We start from the raw sequence: 17,273 nt of genomic DNA on the forward strand, positions 1-17,273 counted from the left end.
ATGTACGAATCAATGATGAAAGTGATCACCGGCTACGGTCTGATCAGCGGCTTTTTGATTGTCGGCCTGACCATGTGGGTGTCCTACTGGATGTCCAACACCTTCACCAAGGGCCGTCTGCACGGTTCGGCGATCGCCATTCTGCTCGGGCTGGTGCTGTCGTATATCGGCGGCGCACTCACCGGTGGGCAAAAAGGCGTGGTGGATATTCCCCTGCTGTCCGGCATCGGCCTGCTCGGCGGTGCGATGCTGCGGGATTTCGCGATTGTGGCGACGGCGTTTGGCGTGAGTGTCGATGAGCTCAAACGCGCCGGACTCGTCGGTGTGCTGGCGCTGTTTGTCGGCGTTGGCACCTCGTTCGTCGCCGGGGTCGGCGTGGCGATGGCGTTCGGCTACACCGATGCGGTGAGCCTGACCACCATTGGCGCGGGTGCCGTGACTTACATTGTCGGCCCGGTGACCGGCGCGGCGATTGGTGCCAGTTCCGAGGTGATGGCGCTGTCGATTGCGGCGGGGCTGATCAAGGCGATTTTGGTGATGGTGATGACACCGTTCGTGGCACCGATGATCGGCCTGAACAATCCGCGCAGCGCGGTGATTTTCGGTGGTTTGATGGGCACCTCCAGCGGTGTTGCCGGAGGCCTGGCGGCCACCGATCCGAAGCTGGTGCCGTACGGTTGCCTGACGGCGGCGTTCTACACCGCGCTTGGGTGTCTGCTGGGGCCTTCGCTGCTATTTCTGGCGATGCGCGGGTTGATGGGCTGACGCTTTCGCGAGCAGGCTCGCTCCCACAGTTGGAATGCATTTTCCTGTGGGAGGGAGCCTGCTCGCGAAGGGGACGACTCGGTATCAAGCCTGGCGATTGGCATACATCCGACACTCCGCCAACAACGCCAGCAAATTCGGGTCACGCTCCTTGGCCTTCAGAAACACCACGCCAATGTGCTGCTGCAAGCGGTACTTCTCCTGCAACGGGATGAGCTTCACCCGGTTCTCGTACACCGCCGCAATCCGCCCCGGCAACAAGGCGTACCCCACCCCTGAGCTGACCATGCTCAGCAAAGTGAAGATGTCATTGACCTGCATCGCCACCTTCGGCTCGAACCCTGCCTGCTTGAACACCCGCACACCGTCCTGATGCGTGGCGAAGCCCTGGGTCAGGGTGATGAAGGTTTCATCACGCACTTCCGCCAGATCGACTTCACTGCGCTGAGCGAATTTTGAATCGGCCGGGGTGGCGAGGAAGATGTCGTCGGAAAACAGCGCAATCTGCTCGCAGTCCGGATCGTTGATGCTGTCGTCCAGCGACACCAGAATCGCGTCGACTTCCATGTTTTTCAGCTTGTAGAGCAGGTCGATGTTCGAGCCGAGGATCAGGTCGATGTTGAGTTCGCTGCGGCGGATCTTCAGGCCCATGATCAGCTGCGGCACGGTCTTCACCGTCAGCGAATACAGCGAGCCGAGCTTGAAACGCTCGGCGGAGAACCCGGCGGCTTCGCGGGTCAGGCGCACGCTGTCGACGACGTCGTTGATCAGCTTCTGCGCACGTTCTTCCAGCACATAGGCGCTTTCCAGTGGCGTCAGATTGCGCCCTTCGTGTTTGAACAGCGGGCAGCGCAGGGCGTTTTCCAAAGAGTGAATGGCGCGGTGCACGCTGACGTTGCTGGTCTGCAGTTCGGCGGCGGCGCGGGCGAGGTTGCCGGTGCGCATGAAGGCGAGGAACACCTCGAGTTTTTTCAGGGTCAATTCTTCGTCGATCAGCATGGCGCGGACTCTTTTTGGTATCGGCCGATTGTGCCCAATTCCCGCGTGCCGCGCAGGCGAGGTTGAACAGAAACATTGCGCTTTTACGCTCAAGGCCCGAGCCTTGCGCGCTGCGGTAACGAATGTGAGGTGAGCAATACATGTATCACGGGGAAAAACTCAACGCCTGGACCCATCTGGTCGGGGCCATCGCCGCGTTTATCGGCGGCGTGTGGATGCTGGTGATTGCCAGCATGGACGGCAGTCCGTGGAAGATTGTCAGCGTGGCGATCTACGCCTTCACCTTGCTGGTGCTCTACAGCGCCTCGACCGTGTACCACAGCGTGCGCGGGCGCAAGAAAGCGATCATGAAGAAGGTCGATCATTTCTCGATCTACCTGTTGATCGCCGGCAGCTACACGCCGTTCTGTCTGGTGACGTTACGCGGGCCGTGGGGCTGGACGCTGTTCGGGATTGTCTGGGGGCTGGCGCTGATCGGCATCCTGCAAGAAATCAAACCGCGCTCCGAGGCACGGATTCTGTCGATCGTGATTTACGCGGTGATGGGCTGGATCGTGCTGGTCGCGGTCAAACCGCTGATTGCCGCACTGGGCACGGCCGGGTTTGCCTGGCTGGCGTCGGGCGGGGTTTTGTATACGGTGGGGATTATCTTTTTTGCCCTCGATCACCGCCTGCGGCATGCCCATGGCATCTGGCATCTGTTTGTGATCGCGGGAAGTCTGCTGCACTTTGTGGCGATTCTGTTTTATGTCCTTTGAAGCAAAATCAAAAGATCGCAGCCTTCGGCAGCTCCTACATTGGAATGCATTTCAACTGTAGGAGCTGCCGAAGGCTGCGATCTTTTGGGGCCTTAGAAGTCACCCCACAGTTGCTGGGCTACCGCCAACGCCACCACCGGCGCGGTCTCGGTGCGCAGCACGCGCGGGCCGAGGCGGGCGGCGTGGAAACCGTTGCCTTTGGCCTGCTCAACTTCAGCATCCGTCAAACCGCCTTCAGGCCCGATCAGGAATGCCAAAGTCGCCGGTTTGGCATGACTCACCAACGGCTCTGCCACCGGATGCAGCACCAGTTTCAATTCGGCTTCAGTCTGCTTGAGCCAGTCCGCCAGCAACACTGGTGGATGAATCACCGGCACCCGTGAACGCCCGCACTGTTCGCAGGCACTGATCGCCACCTGGCGCCAGTGCAGCAAGCGCTTGTCGGCGCGTTCGTCCTTGAGCCGCACTTCGCAGCGTTCGCTGAAGATCGGGGTGATTTGCGTCACGCCCAGTTCAGTGGCTTTCTGAATTGCCCAGTCCATGCGCTCGCCTCGGGACAGGCCCTGGCCAAGGTGGATCTGCAGCGGCGACTCGATTTGCCCGGCGAATTGCTCGTCGATCTGCACGACGACGCGCTTCTTGCCGACGTCCACCAAGGACCCGCGAAATTCATGGCCGGAACCGTCGAACAACTGCACCGCATCGCCTTCGGCCATGCGCAACACGCGGCTGATGTAATGCGCCTGGGCTTCCGGCAGTTCGTGTTCGCCAGTGCTCAGCGGGGCGTCGATAAAGAAGCGGGACAGTCTCATTTCGGGTCTCTGGAAAGATATGAATCAGTTGGATCGGTGTCGACTTCATTCGCGAGCAGGCTCGCTCCCACACTTGAAATGCATTCTTCTGTGGGAGCGAGCCTGCTCGCGAAAGCGGCAGTCCAGCCACCGCAAATCTCAAGCAAGGCGAATCAGCCCGGGTCGCGGAATCCCGGGTGAAAGTCTTTCGGCACCGCAACACTGACGCTGTCACGCGTCGCAATATCAATACCTTCACTGGCCACTTCGGCCAGGAAGTCGATCTGCTCCGGGGTGATCACATACGGCGGCAGGAAATACACCACGCTGCCCAGTGGCCGCAACAACGCACCGCGCTCCAGCGCATGCTGGAACACCTTCAAGCCACGACGCTCCTGCCAAGGGTAGGCCTCTTTCGCGACTTTATCCTTGACCATCTCGATGGCCAGGACCATGCCGGTCTGGCGCACTTCGGAGACGTTCGGGTGATCGACCAGATGCGCCGTCGCCGAGGCCATACGCTGAGCCAGCGCCTGGTTGTTCGCGATGACGTTGTCCTGCTCGAAGATGTCCAGGGTCGCCAGTGCCGCCGCACAAGCGAGCGGGTTGCCGGTGTAGCTGTGCGAATGCAGGAAAGCGCGCAGAGTCGGGTAGTCGTCGTAGAAGGCGCTGTAGACCTCGTCGGTGGTCAGGCACGCCGCCAGCGGCAGATAGCCGCCGGTCAGGGCTTTCGACAGGCAGAGGAAGTCCGGGCGGATGCCGGCCTGTTCGCACGCGAACATCGTCCCGGTGCGGCCGAAGCCGACGGCGATTTCGTCGTGGATCAGGTGCACGCCGTAACGGTCGCAGGCCTCGCGCAACAGTTTGAGGTACACCGGGTGATACATGCGCATGCCGCCGGCGCCCTGAATCAGCGGCTCGACGATCACTGCCGCGACGCTGTCATGATTTTCCGCCAGCGTCTGTTCCATGGCGGCGAACATGTTGCGCGAGTGTTCCTCCCAGCTCATGCCTTGCGGGCGCAGATAGCAATCCGGGCTCGGCACTTTGATGGTGTCCATCAACAGGGCTTTGTAGGTCTCGGTGAACAGCGGCACATCGCCGACCGCCATCGCTGCCATGGTTTCGCCGTGGTAGCTGTTGGTCAGGGTGACGAAGCGCTTTTTGTTTGGCTGGCCGCGATTGAGCCAGTAGTGAAAACTCATCTTCAGCGCGACTTCGATGCAGGACGAACCGTTATCGGCGTAGAACACCCGGTTCAAGCCTTGCGGGGTCATCTTCACCAGACGCTCGGACAGCTCGATCACCGGTTGATGGCTGAAACCGGCAAGGATTACATGTTCGAGTTGATCGACCTGATCCTTGATGCGCTGGTTGATGCGCGGGTTGGCGTGGCCGAACACGTTGACCCACCAGGAACTGACTGCGTCGAGGTAGCGCTTGCCTTCGAAGTCTTCGAGCCAGACGCCTTCGCCGCGCTTGATCGGGATCAGCGGCAGCTGTTCGTGGTCTTTCATCTGGGTGCAGGGATGCCACAGCACCGCAAGATCGCGTTGCATCCACTGGTTATTCAGGCCCATTTACAGTCTCCTCGAGGCGGCTCGCGTCTGGCGCGGGCGAACAATCGCGCAAGCCTATGCAATGCATCGCGCGGGAACAACCCATTGTGTCGATTGAGCTACTTTGTCTGAGCCGATAGACGTCGCTGGCGGCGTTTTGATGGCTAACGTATTCTTCGCGGTTCTTTGAGTCGTCTGACTCGCAAAGCTGCTTTTTCCCACATGTTTTTCCGGAGTTCGCTGAATGTCTGTCGGTTGGCTGCGCGCCTGTGCGCTGGTGATGTTGGGGCTGTTCAGCGTTACGGCGCTGGCCAAGGATAAAACCGCAATCGTGATTGGCGGTGGCCTGTCGGGTCTGACCGCCGCTTACGAACTGCAGAACAAAGGCTGGCAGGTCACCCTGCTGGAAGCCAAACCGAGCCTGGGCGGCCGCTCGGGCATGGCCACCAGCGAGTGGATCGGCAACGACAAGACCCAGCCGGTGCTGAACAAGTACGTGTCGACCTTCAAGCTCGGCACCACGCCGGCGCCGGAATTCGTGCGTACGCCGGGTTATCTGATCGACGGCGATTATTTCTCCGCCGCTGATCTGGCCACCAAACAGCCAGCCACCGCCGATGCGCTCAAGCGCTACCAGAAAACCCTCGACGATCTGGCGCGCTCGATCGACGACCCGCAGAATCCGGCGGCGACCGCCACCCTGCACGCACTGGACCAGATCACCGTATCGAGCTGGCTCGACAAGCAGAACCTGCCGGCCACTGCGCGTCAGTTGATCAACCAGGACATCCGCACGCATTACGACGAGCCTTCGCGTCTGTCGCTGCTGTATTTCGCTCAGCAGAATCGTGTGTATCGCGGCGTTTCCGACCGAGACCTGCGTGCTTCGCGTCTGGTCGGCGGCAGCCAAGTGCTGGCGCAGGCGTTCGTCAAACAGATCAAAACCATCAAGACCAACTCGCCGGTATCGGCCATCAACCAGGACAAGGACGGCGTGACCGTCAAAGTTGGCAGCGTCGGCTATCAGGCTGACTACGTGGTGCTGGCGGTGCCGTTGCGCGCACTGAACAAGATCGCCCTGACCCCGGCGCTGGATGCTCAGCATCTGGCGGCGATCAAGGGCACCAACTACGGTTGGCGCGACCAGATCATGCTGAAGTTCAAGACGCCCGTGTGGGAAAGCAAATCGCGCATGTCCGGCGAGATCTACAGCAACGCAGGTTTAGGCATGCTCTGGATCGAGCCGGCGCTGAAGGGCGGCGCCAACGTGGTGATCAACCTGTCCGGCGACAATGCCCGCGTGATGCAGGCGTTCGGCGACAAACAGATGGTCGATCAGGTGTTGATCCGCCTGCACGCCTTTTATCCACAGGCCCGTGGCTCGTTCACCGGTTATGAAATCCGTCGCTACAGCACCGACCCGTCGATGGGCGGCGCCTATCTGGCTTACGGCCCGGGGCAGATCAGCAAGTTCTGGCGCCTGTGGGAACGTCCGCTGCAACGCGTAGCGTTCGCCGGCGAACACACCGATACCTTGTACCCGGGCACCCTGGAAGGCGCATTGCGCACCGGCCAGCGCGCAGCCAGCCAGGTTGAAGATCTGGCGGCAGGCAAGTCGTTCGAACCGGCCAAAGTGGTTCCGGCTGCAGCTGCGGCAGGCGCGGCGGGTGCGGTAGCGGCGAAGAAGGGCAACTTCTTCAGCAACCTGTTCGGCGGTTCGGATGACGAGAAGAAGCCAGAGCCTGTGAAAGCGCCAGAGCCAGCACCTGCTCCGGCCGCTCCAGCGCCTGCACCGACCCCGGCACCTGCGCCAGCGCCGGTGGAAGCACCGAAACCAGCGGCCCCGGTGAAAGCCGAGCCGGCGAAAAAAGCAGCGGCCAAGCCAGCGGCGAAGAAGCCTGCGGCCAAAACCGAAACGAAAAAGCCGGCGGCCAAACCGGCGGCGAAAAAAGCTGAACCGGCGAAGAAGCCAGCGGCCAAGCCTGCTGTAACGACCGAGACCAAGGCGCAGTAAGGCTTTGCGGTGAATGAAGAAGCGCGGCGTATATGCCGCGCTTTTTTTTGCCTGTGAGGACCCCATCGCTGGCAAGCCAGCTCACACAGGTTTCTGAGATGAACGCGGGATTTGTGCACGCCACTAACCACTGTGGGAGCGGGCTTGCCCGCGATTAGGCCTGTCCAGACAGCGCATCATCAGGATCTGCCCCTAACATCCCGCCACACTTTTGCCTTTAATCTTTTCTTAACTCGTCACTTCCAGACTCTTGATCGTATTTCTCGATATTTCAAAGCAAAATTTTCCGCTTTAATTCGATAGATAACTCGCTAGTCTTGGTTCGCAGTTCTCACAGGATTTGGGCAATGCAGCTACGTAACTCTTCTTCGCGCTATGGTTGGGTCAGCATCTTCATGCACTGGGGCGTGGCGCTGGTGGTCTTCGGGCTGTTTGCGCTGGGTCTGTGGATGGTCGGGCTGGATTACTACAGTACCTGGCGTAAAGACGCGCCGGATCTGCACAAGAGCATCGGTCTGGTGCTGCTCGCTGTAATGGTGTTGCGGGTGCTGTGGCGTTTCATCAGTCCGCCGCCGCCAACGCTGCAAAGCTACAGTCGCATGACCCGTATCGGCGCCAAATTCGGCCACGGGTTTCTGTATCTGGCGCTGTTCGCTGTGATGATTGCCGGTTACCTGATTTCCACCGCAGACGGTGTCGGGATCCCGGTGTTTGGCCTGTTTGAAGTTCCTGCCCTGCTCTCCGGACTACCGGATCAGGCAGATACCGCTGGGGTGATTCATCTCTGGCTGGCGTGGGCACTGGTAATTTTTTCCGGTCTCCATGCGTTGGCAGCATTGAAGCACCACTTTATCGATCGTGATGCGACCCTCACTCGAATGCTCGGTCGCAAAGCCTGAAACTCAACCTCGACTCAAAGGAAAAGAAAGCATGTTGAAAAAGACTCTGGCCGCTCTGGCAATCGGTTCTGCACTGCTCTCGGCTGGTCAGGCCATGGCTGCGGACTACAAAATTGACAAGGAAGGCCAGCACGCCTTCGTTGACTGGAAAATCAGCCACCTGGGTTACAGCTTCATCCACGGTACTTTCAAAGATTTCGACGGTACTTTCTCTTGGGATTCGGCCAAGCCTGAAGCCAGCAAGATCTCTGTGGATGTGAAAACTGCCAGCCTGTGGTCGAACCATGCTGAACGTGACAAGCACATCGCCAGCAAAGACTTCCTCGACGTGAGCAAGTTTGCTGATGCCAAGTTCGTCTCCACCGCCGTTAAATCGACCGGTGAAAAGACTGCTGACGTGACCGGCGACCTGACCTTGCACGGCGTGACCAAGCCTGTGACCTTCAAGGCCACATTCAACGGCGAAGGCAAGGATCCATGGGGCGGCGAGCGCGCTGGCTTCAACGCCAAGACCACTCTCAATCTGAACGAGTTCGGGATCAAGGGCCCAGGCCCAACCTCGCAAACGGCAGATCTGGATATCTCGCTGGAAGGTGTGAAAGTCAAATAACTTTCGCTCGCCACAATAAAACGCCCCTGGTCGAAAGGCCCGGGGCGTTTTTTATTGCCTGCGACACATTCCCTGTGGGAGCGAGCCTGCTCGCGAAAGCGGTCATTCCGGCAACATCATTGCTGACTGACCCGCCGCGTTCGCGAGCAGGCTCGCTCCCACAGGGGTATTGCGGTGTGGCAGAGATAATCGAGGTAAAAAAATGCCCCGGCTCTTTCGAGTCGGGGCATTTTTCATTGCGGCTTGAAACTCAGCGATTGCGGGTCAGCAGTGCTGGTTTCTCGCCACGCGGGCGGCTTGGCAGTTGATCGAGCTGCTCGGGCGTCGGGAAGCGGTCGGCTTTCGATTCCTTGTGCATGATCTTCGGGCCGTTGCTGCGCGGATTCTGCACGGCCGGTTCGCTGCGAGGCTGATCGTCACGGGCCGGGCGGCGGTTGCGTGGCGCGGATTCGTCACGACGACCCTGACCGTCACGCGGAGCGCCATTGCGCGGGCCGCTGCGTTTGGCCGGTGGCGTGCCGGTGCTCGAACCGTTGCTGTTGCGCGGACCGTTCTGGCGACCCTGAGGCTGACCACCGCGTGGTGCGCCTGCGCCTTGCGCCGGGGCGCCCGGACGACGACCACGGCCGCCGGCAGGAGCGGCCTTCGGTACGTAGTCAACGCGGTTACCGAAGTTATCGATATCGTCGTCGAGGAACTCGTCCGGGGCACGGTCAGCCGCTGCACGCGGAGGCTGGCTCGGGCGCTGTTCGCGGCTCGGCGTGCCTTCGCGCGGTTTCTGCTGACGGGCAGGGCGCTCGCCACGTTCACCGGCCGGCTTTTCCTTGCCCTTGTCTTTGCCTTTGTCCTTGCGACCGCCGCCACCGCCGCCGCCATTCGGGCCGTCGCCACGGGGGCCACGGGAATTGCGCGGGTTGCGGATGTCCGGACGCTCGCGGGCTTCCGGCTTCTCGGCTTCGATGGTGCTGGAGTCGAAGCCCATCAGATCGCCGTCGGCAATCTTCTGCTTGGTCATGCGCTCGATGCTTTTCAGCAGCTTCTCTTCGTCTGGCGCGACCAGCGAGATCGCCTCGCCGGAACGACCGGCACGGCCGGTACGGCCGATACGGTGCACATAGTCTTCATCGACGTTCGGCAGCTCGAAGTTGACCACGTGCGGCAACTGGTCGATGTCCAGACCACGGGCGGCGATGTCGGTGGCAACCAGAATGCGTACTTCGCCGGCCTTGAAGTCGGCCAGGGCCTTGGTGCGGGCGTTCTGGCTCTTGTTACCGTGGATCGCCACCGCCGGCAGGCCGTGTTTGTCCAGGTATTCAGCGAGACGGTTGGCGCCGTGCTTGGTGCGGGTGAAGACCAGTACCTGTTCCCACGCGCCGGCGGTGATCAGGTGTGCCAGCAGCGCACGTTTGTGGCTGGCGGGCAGGCGGAACACGCGTTGTTCGATGCGCTCGACCGTGGTGTTCGGCGGCGTCACTTCGATGCGTTCCGGATTGTGCAGCAGTTTGCCGGCGAGGTCGGTGATGTCTTTGGAGAACGTTGCCGAGAACAGCAGGTTCTGACGCTTGGCCGGCAGACGTGCGAGGACTTTCTTCACGTCGTGGACAAAACCCATGTCGAGCATGCGGTCGGCTTCGTCGAGAACGAGAATTTCCACGTGGGACAGATCGACGCTGCCCTGGCCGGCGAGGTCGAGCAAGCGACCCGGGCAGGCGACGAGGACGTCGACGCCACGGGACATGGCCTGGACCTGCGGGTTCATGCCGACGCCGCCGAAGATGCAGGCGCTGACGAATTTCAGGTCACGGGCGTAGATCTTGAAGCTCTCGTGCACCTGGGCCGCGAGTTCGCGGGTCGGGGTCAGGACCAGCACGCGCGGTTGGCGCGGGCCGTGACGCTGGGATTTGTCCGGGTGACCGTTGGGGAACAACCGCTCCAGAATCGGGAGGGCGAAACCGCCGGTTTTACCGGTACCTGTCTGAGCCGCCACCATCAGGTCGCGACCTTGCAACACGGCGGGAATGGCCCGCTGTTGCACCGGAGTAGGCTCGGTATAGCCCGCATCTTCGATGGCACGGACTAAAGCCTCGGAGAGACCGAGGGAAGCAAAGGACATGAGTAATCCTGTTTTAGTTAGGGCTTGGCCCAATGGGAGTCTTGCCTGGCGCGAATCACGTTTAAGAGGACGCAATCCCGTCCGGTCCAGCGGCGGTTCCGAAGGCACGTCAGGAGCGCTCGCGCGGGCTGGAAGCTGCGCTGTAGCGGGTCGAGAGGCCTGTTACGGTTCCGGGCGTCCGGGCGTGAGCCTGGCGGGAACGCCGGAGTATAACAGAGCAATCACTGCGCGCTGCTTTCCTGCTGCTCAACGGTTTTGCCGCCGGCCGTGGCCGAACGCAGTGACGCGCTATCAACGGGCGCAGCACCGTAACGCGCGCTGAGCTCGGCGTAGGCCGGTTCGCGCTTGAAACGCTTGAGCTCGGCGCCGAAACGCTGCACCAGCAAATCCATACCGGCATTGCGCCGAACTGCAAGAAACTGGCTCTGACGGCTGATAACCGTCGGGTTTTCCGTGATCAGATCGCGAATATTCAGCTCATCGAGCAAATGCTGACCGACGCGGCGATCGGTAATCAGCAGGTCAATCCGCCCGCGCACCAGTTTGCCGAAATTGGCTTCATGGGTCGGTGCCGGCTCACGAACAAACAGGTCCGACTGGCTGAAGTCAGGGCTGTACAGATAACCCGGCGAGGTGCCGATGGTCAGGCCTTTGAGTTGCTCGAGGGTGTTGAAAGGATGCGGCCGCTCATTGGCGTAGAACATCACGAATTCGACGTCGGACAAAGGTTCGCTGGGATAGAGCAGGGTGGCGTCGCGTTCGGCGCTGTGAAAGATGTCCAGCGCACCGTCGGCCTGGCCGGTTTCGAGCATCGACAGGCAGCGCTTCCACGGCAGGAACTGCCATTCCACTTCAATGCCCAGACGCTGGAACACGATGGCGGTGGTTTCGTAGTCAAGACCAAGGTTTTTGCCGCCCTGTTCGTAGACGTACGGCGCCCACGGCTCGGTGACAATACGCAACTTCTCCCCCCGAGCGGCGACGCTCAGGCAAGCAAAAACCAGCACGGCGAATAACTGCGTGATCAAAGGCATGGCTGGAGATTACGACGAGAAACCCGAAAGAGCCAGAAAGTGCCTGCACAAGCTCTGTTTCGCGGGCTTAAAAGCAAAAGATCGCAGCCTTCGGCAGCTCCTACAGGATACGAAATTCCAATGTGGGAGCTGCCGAAGGCTGCGATCTCTTGCTCTTGCTTGTAGCTTTCAGCTCGAAACTTGCAGCTGCTTCACCGCGGCAACTTCAGGTTATTCCAGATCGCCAGGCTAGGTTCGGCCTGGTTCATCGAGTAGAAGTGCAGCCCCGGCGCGCCGCCCTGCAGCAGGCGTTCGCACATCTCGCTGACGACTTGTTCGCCAAAGCTTTGAATGCTTCGCGTGTCGTCGCCGTAGGCTTCCAGTTGCTTGCGGATCCAGCGCGGAATTTCCGCACCGCAGGCATCGGAGAAGCGTGCGAGTTTGCTGTAGTTGGTGATCGGCATGATCCCCGGCACGATCGGCAGATCCACGCCCAGCGCCTGCAAACGGTCGACGAAGTAGAAGTAGCTGTCGGCGTTGAAGAAGTACTGGGTGATCGCGCTGTCGGCACCGGCCTTTGCCTTGCGCACGAAGTTGGCGAGATCGTCTTCGTAGTTGCGCGCTTGCGGATGCATCTCCGGGTAAGCGGCGACTTCGATGTGGAAATGATCGGCGGTTTCTTCACGAATGAATTCCACCAGTTCATTGGCGTGACGCAGCTCACCGCTGGTCATGCCCATGCCGGACGGCAGGTCGCCACGCAGGGCAACGATGCGCTTGATGCCGGCAGTCTTGTATTCGTTCAGCAGGCCGCGCAGGTCGTCCTTGCTGTCACCGACGCACGACAGGTGCGGAGCGGCGGGAACTTTGACTTCGCGTTCCAGCTGCAACACGGTGTTGAGCGTGCGATCACGGGTCGAACCCCCAGCGCCGTAGGTGCAGGAAAAGAAATCAGGGTTGTAAGTGGCCAACTGACGGGCAGTGGCAAGCAGCTTTTCTTGCCCGGCATCGGTCTTGGTCGGGAAAAACTCGAAGCTGTAGCGACGGTCTTGGGACATTGGAGGGGACCTCCAGCTGCAAGCTGCAAGCTTCAAGCTGCAAGAGCAGCGGAGGTGCGCTGATCTCTTGTGCTTGAAGCTTGTGGCCTGACGCTGTTTTGAAATAGTGGCAGAGACTCAAGCTACGTACGACAAACTCGGCTTTTGACCTTACTTGCAGCTTGTAGCTTGAAACTCCCAGCTGCTCTTAGTACCGGTAGGCGTGCGGCTTGAACGGGCCTTCGACGGTGACGCCGATGTAGTCAGCCTGTTGCTTGGTCAGTTGGGTGACCACGCCGCCGAAGCCGCGAACCATTTCCAGGGCCACTTCTTCGTCGAGTTTCTTCGGCAGTACTTCAACGGTCAGACGCTCGGCTTTCTGCGCTGGCGACAGGTCGGCGTATTTCTGGCCGAACAGGAAGATCTGTGCCAGAACCTGGTTGGCGAACGAACCGTCCATGATGCGGCTCGGGTGACCGGTGGCGTTGCCCAGGTTCACCAGACGGCCTTCGGCCAGCAGGATCAGGTAGTCGTCGTTCTGTGGGTCGAAGCTGCCAGCGCCGGTGCGGTGAACCTTGTGCACCTGTGGCTTCACTTCTTCCCATGCCCAGTTCTTGCGCATGAAAGCGGTGTCGATTTCGTTGTCGAAGTGACCGATGTTGCAGACAACGGCGCGCTTCTTCAGGGCTTTGAGCATGTTCGCGTCGCAAACATTGACGTTACCGGTGGTGGTCACGATCAGGTCGATCTTGCCCAGCAGCGCTTTGTCGATGCTCGCTTCGGAACCGTCGTTGATACCGTCGATGAACGGCGATACCAGTTCGAAACCGTCCATGCAGGCCTGCATGGCGCAGATCGGGTCGACTTCGGAAACCTTGACGATCATGCCTTCCTGACGCAGGGACTGGGCCGAGCCCTTGCCCACGTCACCGTAACCGATGACCAGCGCTTGCTTGCCGGACAGCAGGTGGTCGGTGCCGCGCTTGATCGCATCGTTCAGGCTGTGACGGCAGCCGTACTTGTTGTCGTTCTTGGACTTGGTCACCGAGTCGTTGACGTTGATCGCCGGGATCTTCAGCTCGCCCTTGGCCAGCATGTCCAGCAGACGGTGTACGCCAGTGGTGGTTTCTTCGGTCACGCCGTGAACGCGATCAAGCACTTGCGGGTATTTCTTGTGCAGCAGCTCGGTCAGGTCGCCGCCGTCGTCAAGGATCATGTTGGCGTCCCATGGCTGGCCATCCTTGAGGATGGTCTGCTCCAGGCACCACTCGTACTCTTCTTCAGTCTCGCCTTTCCAGGCGAACACCGGAATACCGGCAGCAGCGATTGCGGCAGCGGCCTGATCCTGAGTGGAGAAAATGTTGCAGGACGACCAGCGCACTTCGGCACCCAGGGCAACCAGGGTTTCGATCAGCACGGCAGTCTGAATGGTCATGTGGATGCAGCCGAGGATTTTTGCGCCTTTGAGCGGCTGCTCGGCAGCGTATTTGCGGCGCAGACCCATCAGGGCAGGCATTTCCGATTCGGCGATGATGGTTTCGCGACGGCCCCAGGCAGCCAGGGACATGTCGGCAACTTTGTAATCGGTAAAATCGGCAGGCGTGTTGACAGCGCTCATGAAGAGCCTCCATTCGTAATGTATGCGAATGGGCGCCGTTGTGCGTTTAGTGTCCGGCGCAGGCCGGTCAACGCCCCATCCGAGCCTGACAGGTCGAACCTGCTGCAGCGCCCCTCGGACAGGTGGCGGGAAAACGGCATAGCCGTTCTGAATCGGTGGCGATTATAGCGGTCTTCGCCCGGCTAGTGGCAAGCGGCAAGCTACAAGCGGCAAGTAAAAGCCAATCCGCTTTTACTTGCAGCTTGTAGCTGAAAACTTGAAGCTGGGGGCCAATACCCCTAACGCTCAAACGCCTCGACCCAGGAGCCCCCCATGAATTTCCACACCCGCAAATGGGTTAAACCCGAAGACCTCAACCCCAACGGCACCCTGTTCGGCGGCAGCCTGCTGCGCTGGATCGATGAAGAAGCGGCGATCTACGCCATCGTGCAACTGGGCAACCAGCGTGTGGTGACCAAGTACATCTCGGAAATCAACTTCGTCAGCGCCTCGCGCCAGGGCGACATCATCGAACTGGGCATCACCGCCACCGAATTCGGCCGCACCTCGATCACCCTGACCTGCGAAGTGCGCAACAAGATCACCCGCAAGAGCATCCTGACCGTCGAGAAGATGGTGTTCGTCAACCTCGGCGAAGACGGCCTGCCGGCGCCGCACGGGCGGACCGAGATCAAATATGTGAAAGACCAGTTCAAGGATGACGAAGCTGTTCAATAAGATCGGCGGCGCATTCTTCGCGAGCAGGCTCGCTCCCACAGGTACAGCGTGATCCTTGTGGGAGCGAGCCTGCTCGCGAAAGCGGTTGCCAATTCAGCGGAGATTCGCCTGGCCACTGAACAGCCATGAAGCGCAACGGTCGTAGCTACATCCCCCCCCCCTACCGGTTGCCATGCCATGACCACCCCCACCAGCGACAAGACCCCCGACCTCTCGGCCAAGGAGCAGCACGAAGTCGAAAAGAGCCAGCCGCCGCGCGCGGCCGTTCTGCATGAAATCATCCGCACTCAGGGCGATCAGGAACTGGAGCGCAGCATTGCCGCGCTGTGGTGGTCGGCGCTGGCGGCAGGATTGACCATGGGCCTGTCGCTGATGGGCATGGGATTGCTCAATTCGCGCCTGCCCGATGGCGACGAATTCAAGGTGATCGCCAGTTTCGGCTACTGCGCCGGTTTCCTCGCGGTCATCCTCGCGCGCCAGCAACTCTTTACCGAAAACACCCTGACCGCCGTGCTGCCGGTGATGACCAGGCCGACGCTGAAGAATTTCCTGCGCCTGATCCGTCTGTGGACAGTGGTATTGGTCGGCAACCTCTGCGGGACGATTCTGGTGGCGTACGTGATGCTGGAACTGCCGATTTTCGACAGCAAGACCGACGTCGCCTTCCTCGAGATCGGCCGCAAGGTCATGGAACACAGCGCCAGTCAGATGTTCGCCAAGGGCATCGTCTCCGGCTGGATGATCGCCACCATGGTCTGGATGATCCCGTCCATGGAGAGCGCGAAGATGTGGATCATCATCCTCATCACCTACTTCATGGCGCTGGGCGACTTCACCCACATCGTCGTCGGATCGGCGGAAGTGTCGTATCTGGTGTTTGCCGGCGAGTTGCCGTGGAGTGATTTCTGGGCGGTGTTCGCCGGACCTACGCTGGCGGGGAACATCATTGGCGGCAGCTTCATCTTCGCGCTGATCAGCCATGCGCAAATTCGCAGTGAAAGCGGTGCGCCGAAGGAATCTGCGGATCAGGCTGTTAAGCCCGACCCGCAGTCGATCAAGAAATGATCAGTGGTGGGCTGGCTCAGCCACGCTGGCCGGCTCATTACGCGTCGCGTGCTTGACCAGTTTGCCGATGGTCAGGCCCTGCAGCAGGATCGACGACAGCACGACGATATAGGTGATGCTCAGCAGCAGGTCGCGCTCCGGGCCCAGCGGCAGGGCCAGCGCCAGGGCCACCGAAACACCACCGCGCAAACCGCCCCAAGTGAGGATGCGGATGGTGCCGGCCGGCACTGAGCGCCAGCGACGCAGCAGCAGGATCGCCGGCGCCACGGTAAGCAGACGCGACAACAGAATCGCCACCGCCAGCAGACCTGCGGCGGCCATGTGCAGCCAGTTGAACGGCAGCAGCAACAACTCCATGCCGATCAGCGCAAACAGCAGCGCGTTGAGCATGTCATCGAGCAACTCCCAGAAACCGTCCAGATAGCGCCGGGTCATGTCGTTCATTGCCAGGTTGCGCCCGAGGTTGCCGATGATCAGACCGGCGACCACCATCGCGATCGGTGCCGAGACGTGCAACTCGGTGGACATCGCCGAGCCACCGATCACCAGGGCCAGGGTCAGCATCACGGTGATCTGATGCTGCTCGACGCTTTTGATCATCCGATAGACCAGATAACCAATCAGCCCGCCGAACAACACACCGCCAATGGCCTCATGGACGAAGAGCATGGCCGTGGCGCTGACGGTCGGGGTTTCGCCCAGTTGCGCGATGCCCAGCAGCACGGTGAAGACCACCACCGCCGTGCCGTCGTTGAACAGTGATTCGCCGACGATGGTGGTTTTCAGTGGTTTCGAAGCGTTGGCGGTACGCAGTACGCCGAGCACGGCAATCGGGTCGGTCGGTGAGATCAGCGCGCCGAACAACAGGCAGTAGAGGAAGCTCACGTGCCAGCCGAACAGGGCAAAAATGTAGAAGGCCAGGCTGCCGATCACCACGGTGGCGATCAACACGCCGAAGGTGGCCAGCAGGCCGATCGGCCAGCGGTAGCTGCGCAAGTCATTGAGGTTGACGTGCAGGGCGCCGGCGAACAGCAGGAACGAGAGCATCCAGTTCATCAGCAGATCGCCGAAATCGATCTGGCCGATCAGTTGCTGCACGCGGTCTTCGAGGCCGGGAAAGCCGAGGACGCTGAGGCCTTGCAGGAGCAGTGAGAACAGCAGGGCGGTAACCATCACGCCGATGGTCGGCGGCAGGCCGATAAAGCGGAAATTGACGAAGGTCAGGAGGGTGGTGAGGCAGATGAAAGCGGCGACGAGTTCAAGCATCCGGGGTCCTTTGGATGGAGAGTGAATGGAGCGCGACCGGAGGTTGGAC

15 protein-coding genes and 1 riboswitch are annotated in these 17,273 nt (G+C 60.5%); of the genes, 7 read left to right on the plus strand and 8 right to left on the minus strand.

The window, feature by feature from the left end:
- Window positions 1-765, plus strand: coding sequence for a malonate transporter subunit MadM (gene madM, locus AC0IXA_RS15510; RefSeq protein WP_024014642.1), 765 nt, complete (start codon window positions 1-3; stop codon window positions 763-765).
- 84 nt (window positions 766-849) lie between these two features.
- Here madM and AC0IXA_RS15515 read toward each other — a convergent pair whose 3' ends face one another.
- A complete protein-coding gene (locus AC0IXA_RS15515) occupies window positions 850-1,764 on the minus strand; it encodes a LysR family transcriptional regulator (protein ID WP_122506124.1) in 915 nt (304 codons plus the stop codon).
- Window positions 1,765-1,904: 140 nt separating this feature from the next.
- Between AC0IXA_RS15515 and trhA the strand changes: the two genes are divergently transcribed.
- Window positions 1,905-2,522, plus strand: coding sequence for a PAQR family membrane homeostasis protein TrhA (trhA, locus tag AC0IXA_RS15520; RefSeq protein WP_341638099.1), 618 nt, complete (start codon window positions 1,905-1,907; stop codon window positions 2,520-2,522).
- A gap of 92 nt (window positions 2,523-2,614) precedes the next feature.
- Here the strand turns inward: trhA and AC0IXA_RS15525 are convergent, their stop codons facing one another.
- Both AC0IXA_RS15525 and AC0IXA_RS15530 read right to left on the minus strand, forming a co-directional pair.
- A complete protein-coding gene (locus AC0IXA_RS15525) occupies window positions 2,615-3,334 on the minus strand; it encodes a 16S rRNA (uracil(1498)-N(3))-methyltransferase (RefSeq protein WP_341638098.1) in 720 nt (239 codons plus the stop codon).
- 152 nt (window positions 3,335-3,486) lie between these two features.
- Window positions 3,487-4,893, minus strand: a complete 1,407-nt coding sequence (locus AC0IXA_RS15530) for an adenosylmethionine--8-amino-7-oxononanoate transaminase (RefSeq protein ID WP_341638097.1) — start codon at window positions 4,891-4,893, stop codon at window positions 3,487-3,489.
- 223 nt (window positions 4,894-5,116) lie between these two features.
- Here AC0IXA_RS15530 and AC0IXA_RS15535 point away from each other — a divergent pair, with 223 nt between their 5' ends.
- The 3 genes from AC0IXA_RS15535 to AC0IXA_RS15545 all read left to right on the plus strand — a co-directional run bounded on the left by AC0IXA_RS15535 (window position 5,117) and on the right by AC0IXA_RS15545 (window position 8,395).
- A complete protein-coding gene (locus AC0IXA_RS15535; protein ID WP_207807506.1) occupies window positions 5,117-6,886 on the plus strand; it encodes a flavin monoamine oxidase family protein in 1,770 nt (589 codons plus the stop codon).
- Window positions 6,887-7,233: 347 nt separating this feature from the next.
- A complete protein-coding gene (locus tag AC0IXA_RS15540) occupies window positions 7,234-7,785 on the plus strand; it encodes a cytochrome b (RefSeq protein WP_341638096.1) in 552 nt (183 codons plus the stop codon).
- Window positions 7,786-7,816: 31 nt separating this feature from the next.
- On the plus strand, window positions 7,817-8,395 hold the full coding sequence (locus tag AC0IXA_RS15545; RefSeq protein ID WP_024014635.1) for a YceI family protein: 579 nt from the start codon (window positions 7,817-7,819) through the stop codon (window positions 8,393-8,395).
- 250 nt (window positions 8,396-8,645) lie between these two features.
- On the opposite strand, the gene AC0IXA_RS15550 is transcribed toward AC0IXA_RS15545, so the two are convergent.
- From AC0IXA_RS15550 to ahcY, 4 genes are all read right to left on the minus strand, one after another.
- Entirely contained in the window at window positions 8,646-10,508 is a 1,863-nt protein-coding gene (locus tag AC0IXA_RS15550; protein WP_016772767.1) for a DEAD/DEAH box helicase, read from the minus strand.
- Between the two features lie 221 nt (window positions 10,509-10,729).
- Window positions 10,730-11,542 (minus strand): substrate-binding periplasmic protein, encoded by an 813-nt coding sequence (locus AC0IXA_RS15555; RefSeq protein ID WP_122698572.1) that lies wholly within the window; start codon window positions 11,540-11,542, stop codon window positions 10,730-10,732.
- A 191-nt stretch (window positions 11,543-11,733) separates the two neighbouring features.
- Window positions 11,734-12,579, minus strand: a complete 846-nt coding sequence (gene metF, locus AC0IXA_RS15560; protein ID WP_341638094.1) for a methylenetetrahydrofolate reductase [NAD(P)H] — start codon at window positions 12,577-12,579, stop codon at window positions 11,734-11,736.
- Between the two features lie 187 nt (window positions 12,580-12,766).
- On the minus strand, window positions 12,767-14,176 hold the full coding sequence (ahcY, locus tag AC0IXA_RS15565) for an adenosylhomocysteinase (RefSeq protein WP_016772771.1): 1,410 nt from the start codon (window positions 14,174-14,176) through the stop codon (window positions 12,767-12,769).
- Between the two features lie 23 nt (window positions 14,177-14,199).
- Window positions 14,200-14,298, minus strand: a riboswitch (S-adenosyl-L-homocysteine riboswitch).
- Between the two features lie 190 nt (window positions 14,299-14,488).
- Between ahcY and AC0IXA_RS15570 the strand changes: the two genes are divergently transcribed.
- The gene (locus AC0IXA_RS15570) at window positions 14,489-14,893 is read left to right on the plus strand and encodes an acyl-CoA thioesterase (protein WP_016772772.1); all 405 of its coding nucleotides are present in this window, start codon (window positions 14,489-14,491) and stop codon (window positions 14,891-14,893) included.
- Window positions 14,894-15,070: 177 nt separating this feature from the next.
- Entirely contained in the window at window positions 15,071-15,958 is an 888-nt protein-coding gene (locus AC0IXA_RS15575; RefSeq protein WP_016772773.1) for a formate/nitrite transporter family protein, read from the plus strand.
- Here the strand turns inward: AC0IXA_RS15575 and AC0IXA_RS15580 are convergent, their stop codons facing one another.
- Window positions 15,959-17,224 carry a cation:proton antiporter gene (locus AC0IXA_RS15580; protein ID WP_024014630.1) on the minus strand — a complete coding sequence of 422 codons (1,266 nt, stop codon included), beginning with the start codon at window positions 17,222-17,224 and terminating at the stop codon, window positions 15,959-15,961.
- Window positions 17,225-17,273: the final 49 nt, after the last annotated feature.

This window comes from Pseudomonas sp. AC083, from assembly GCF_979253165.1.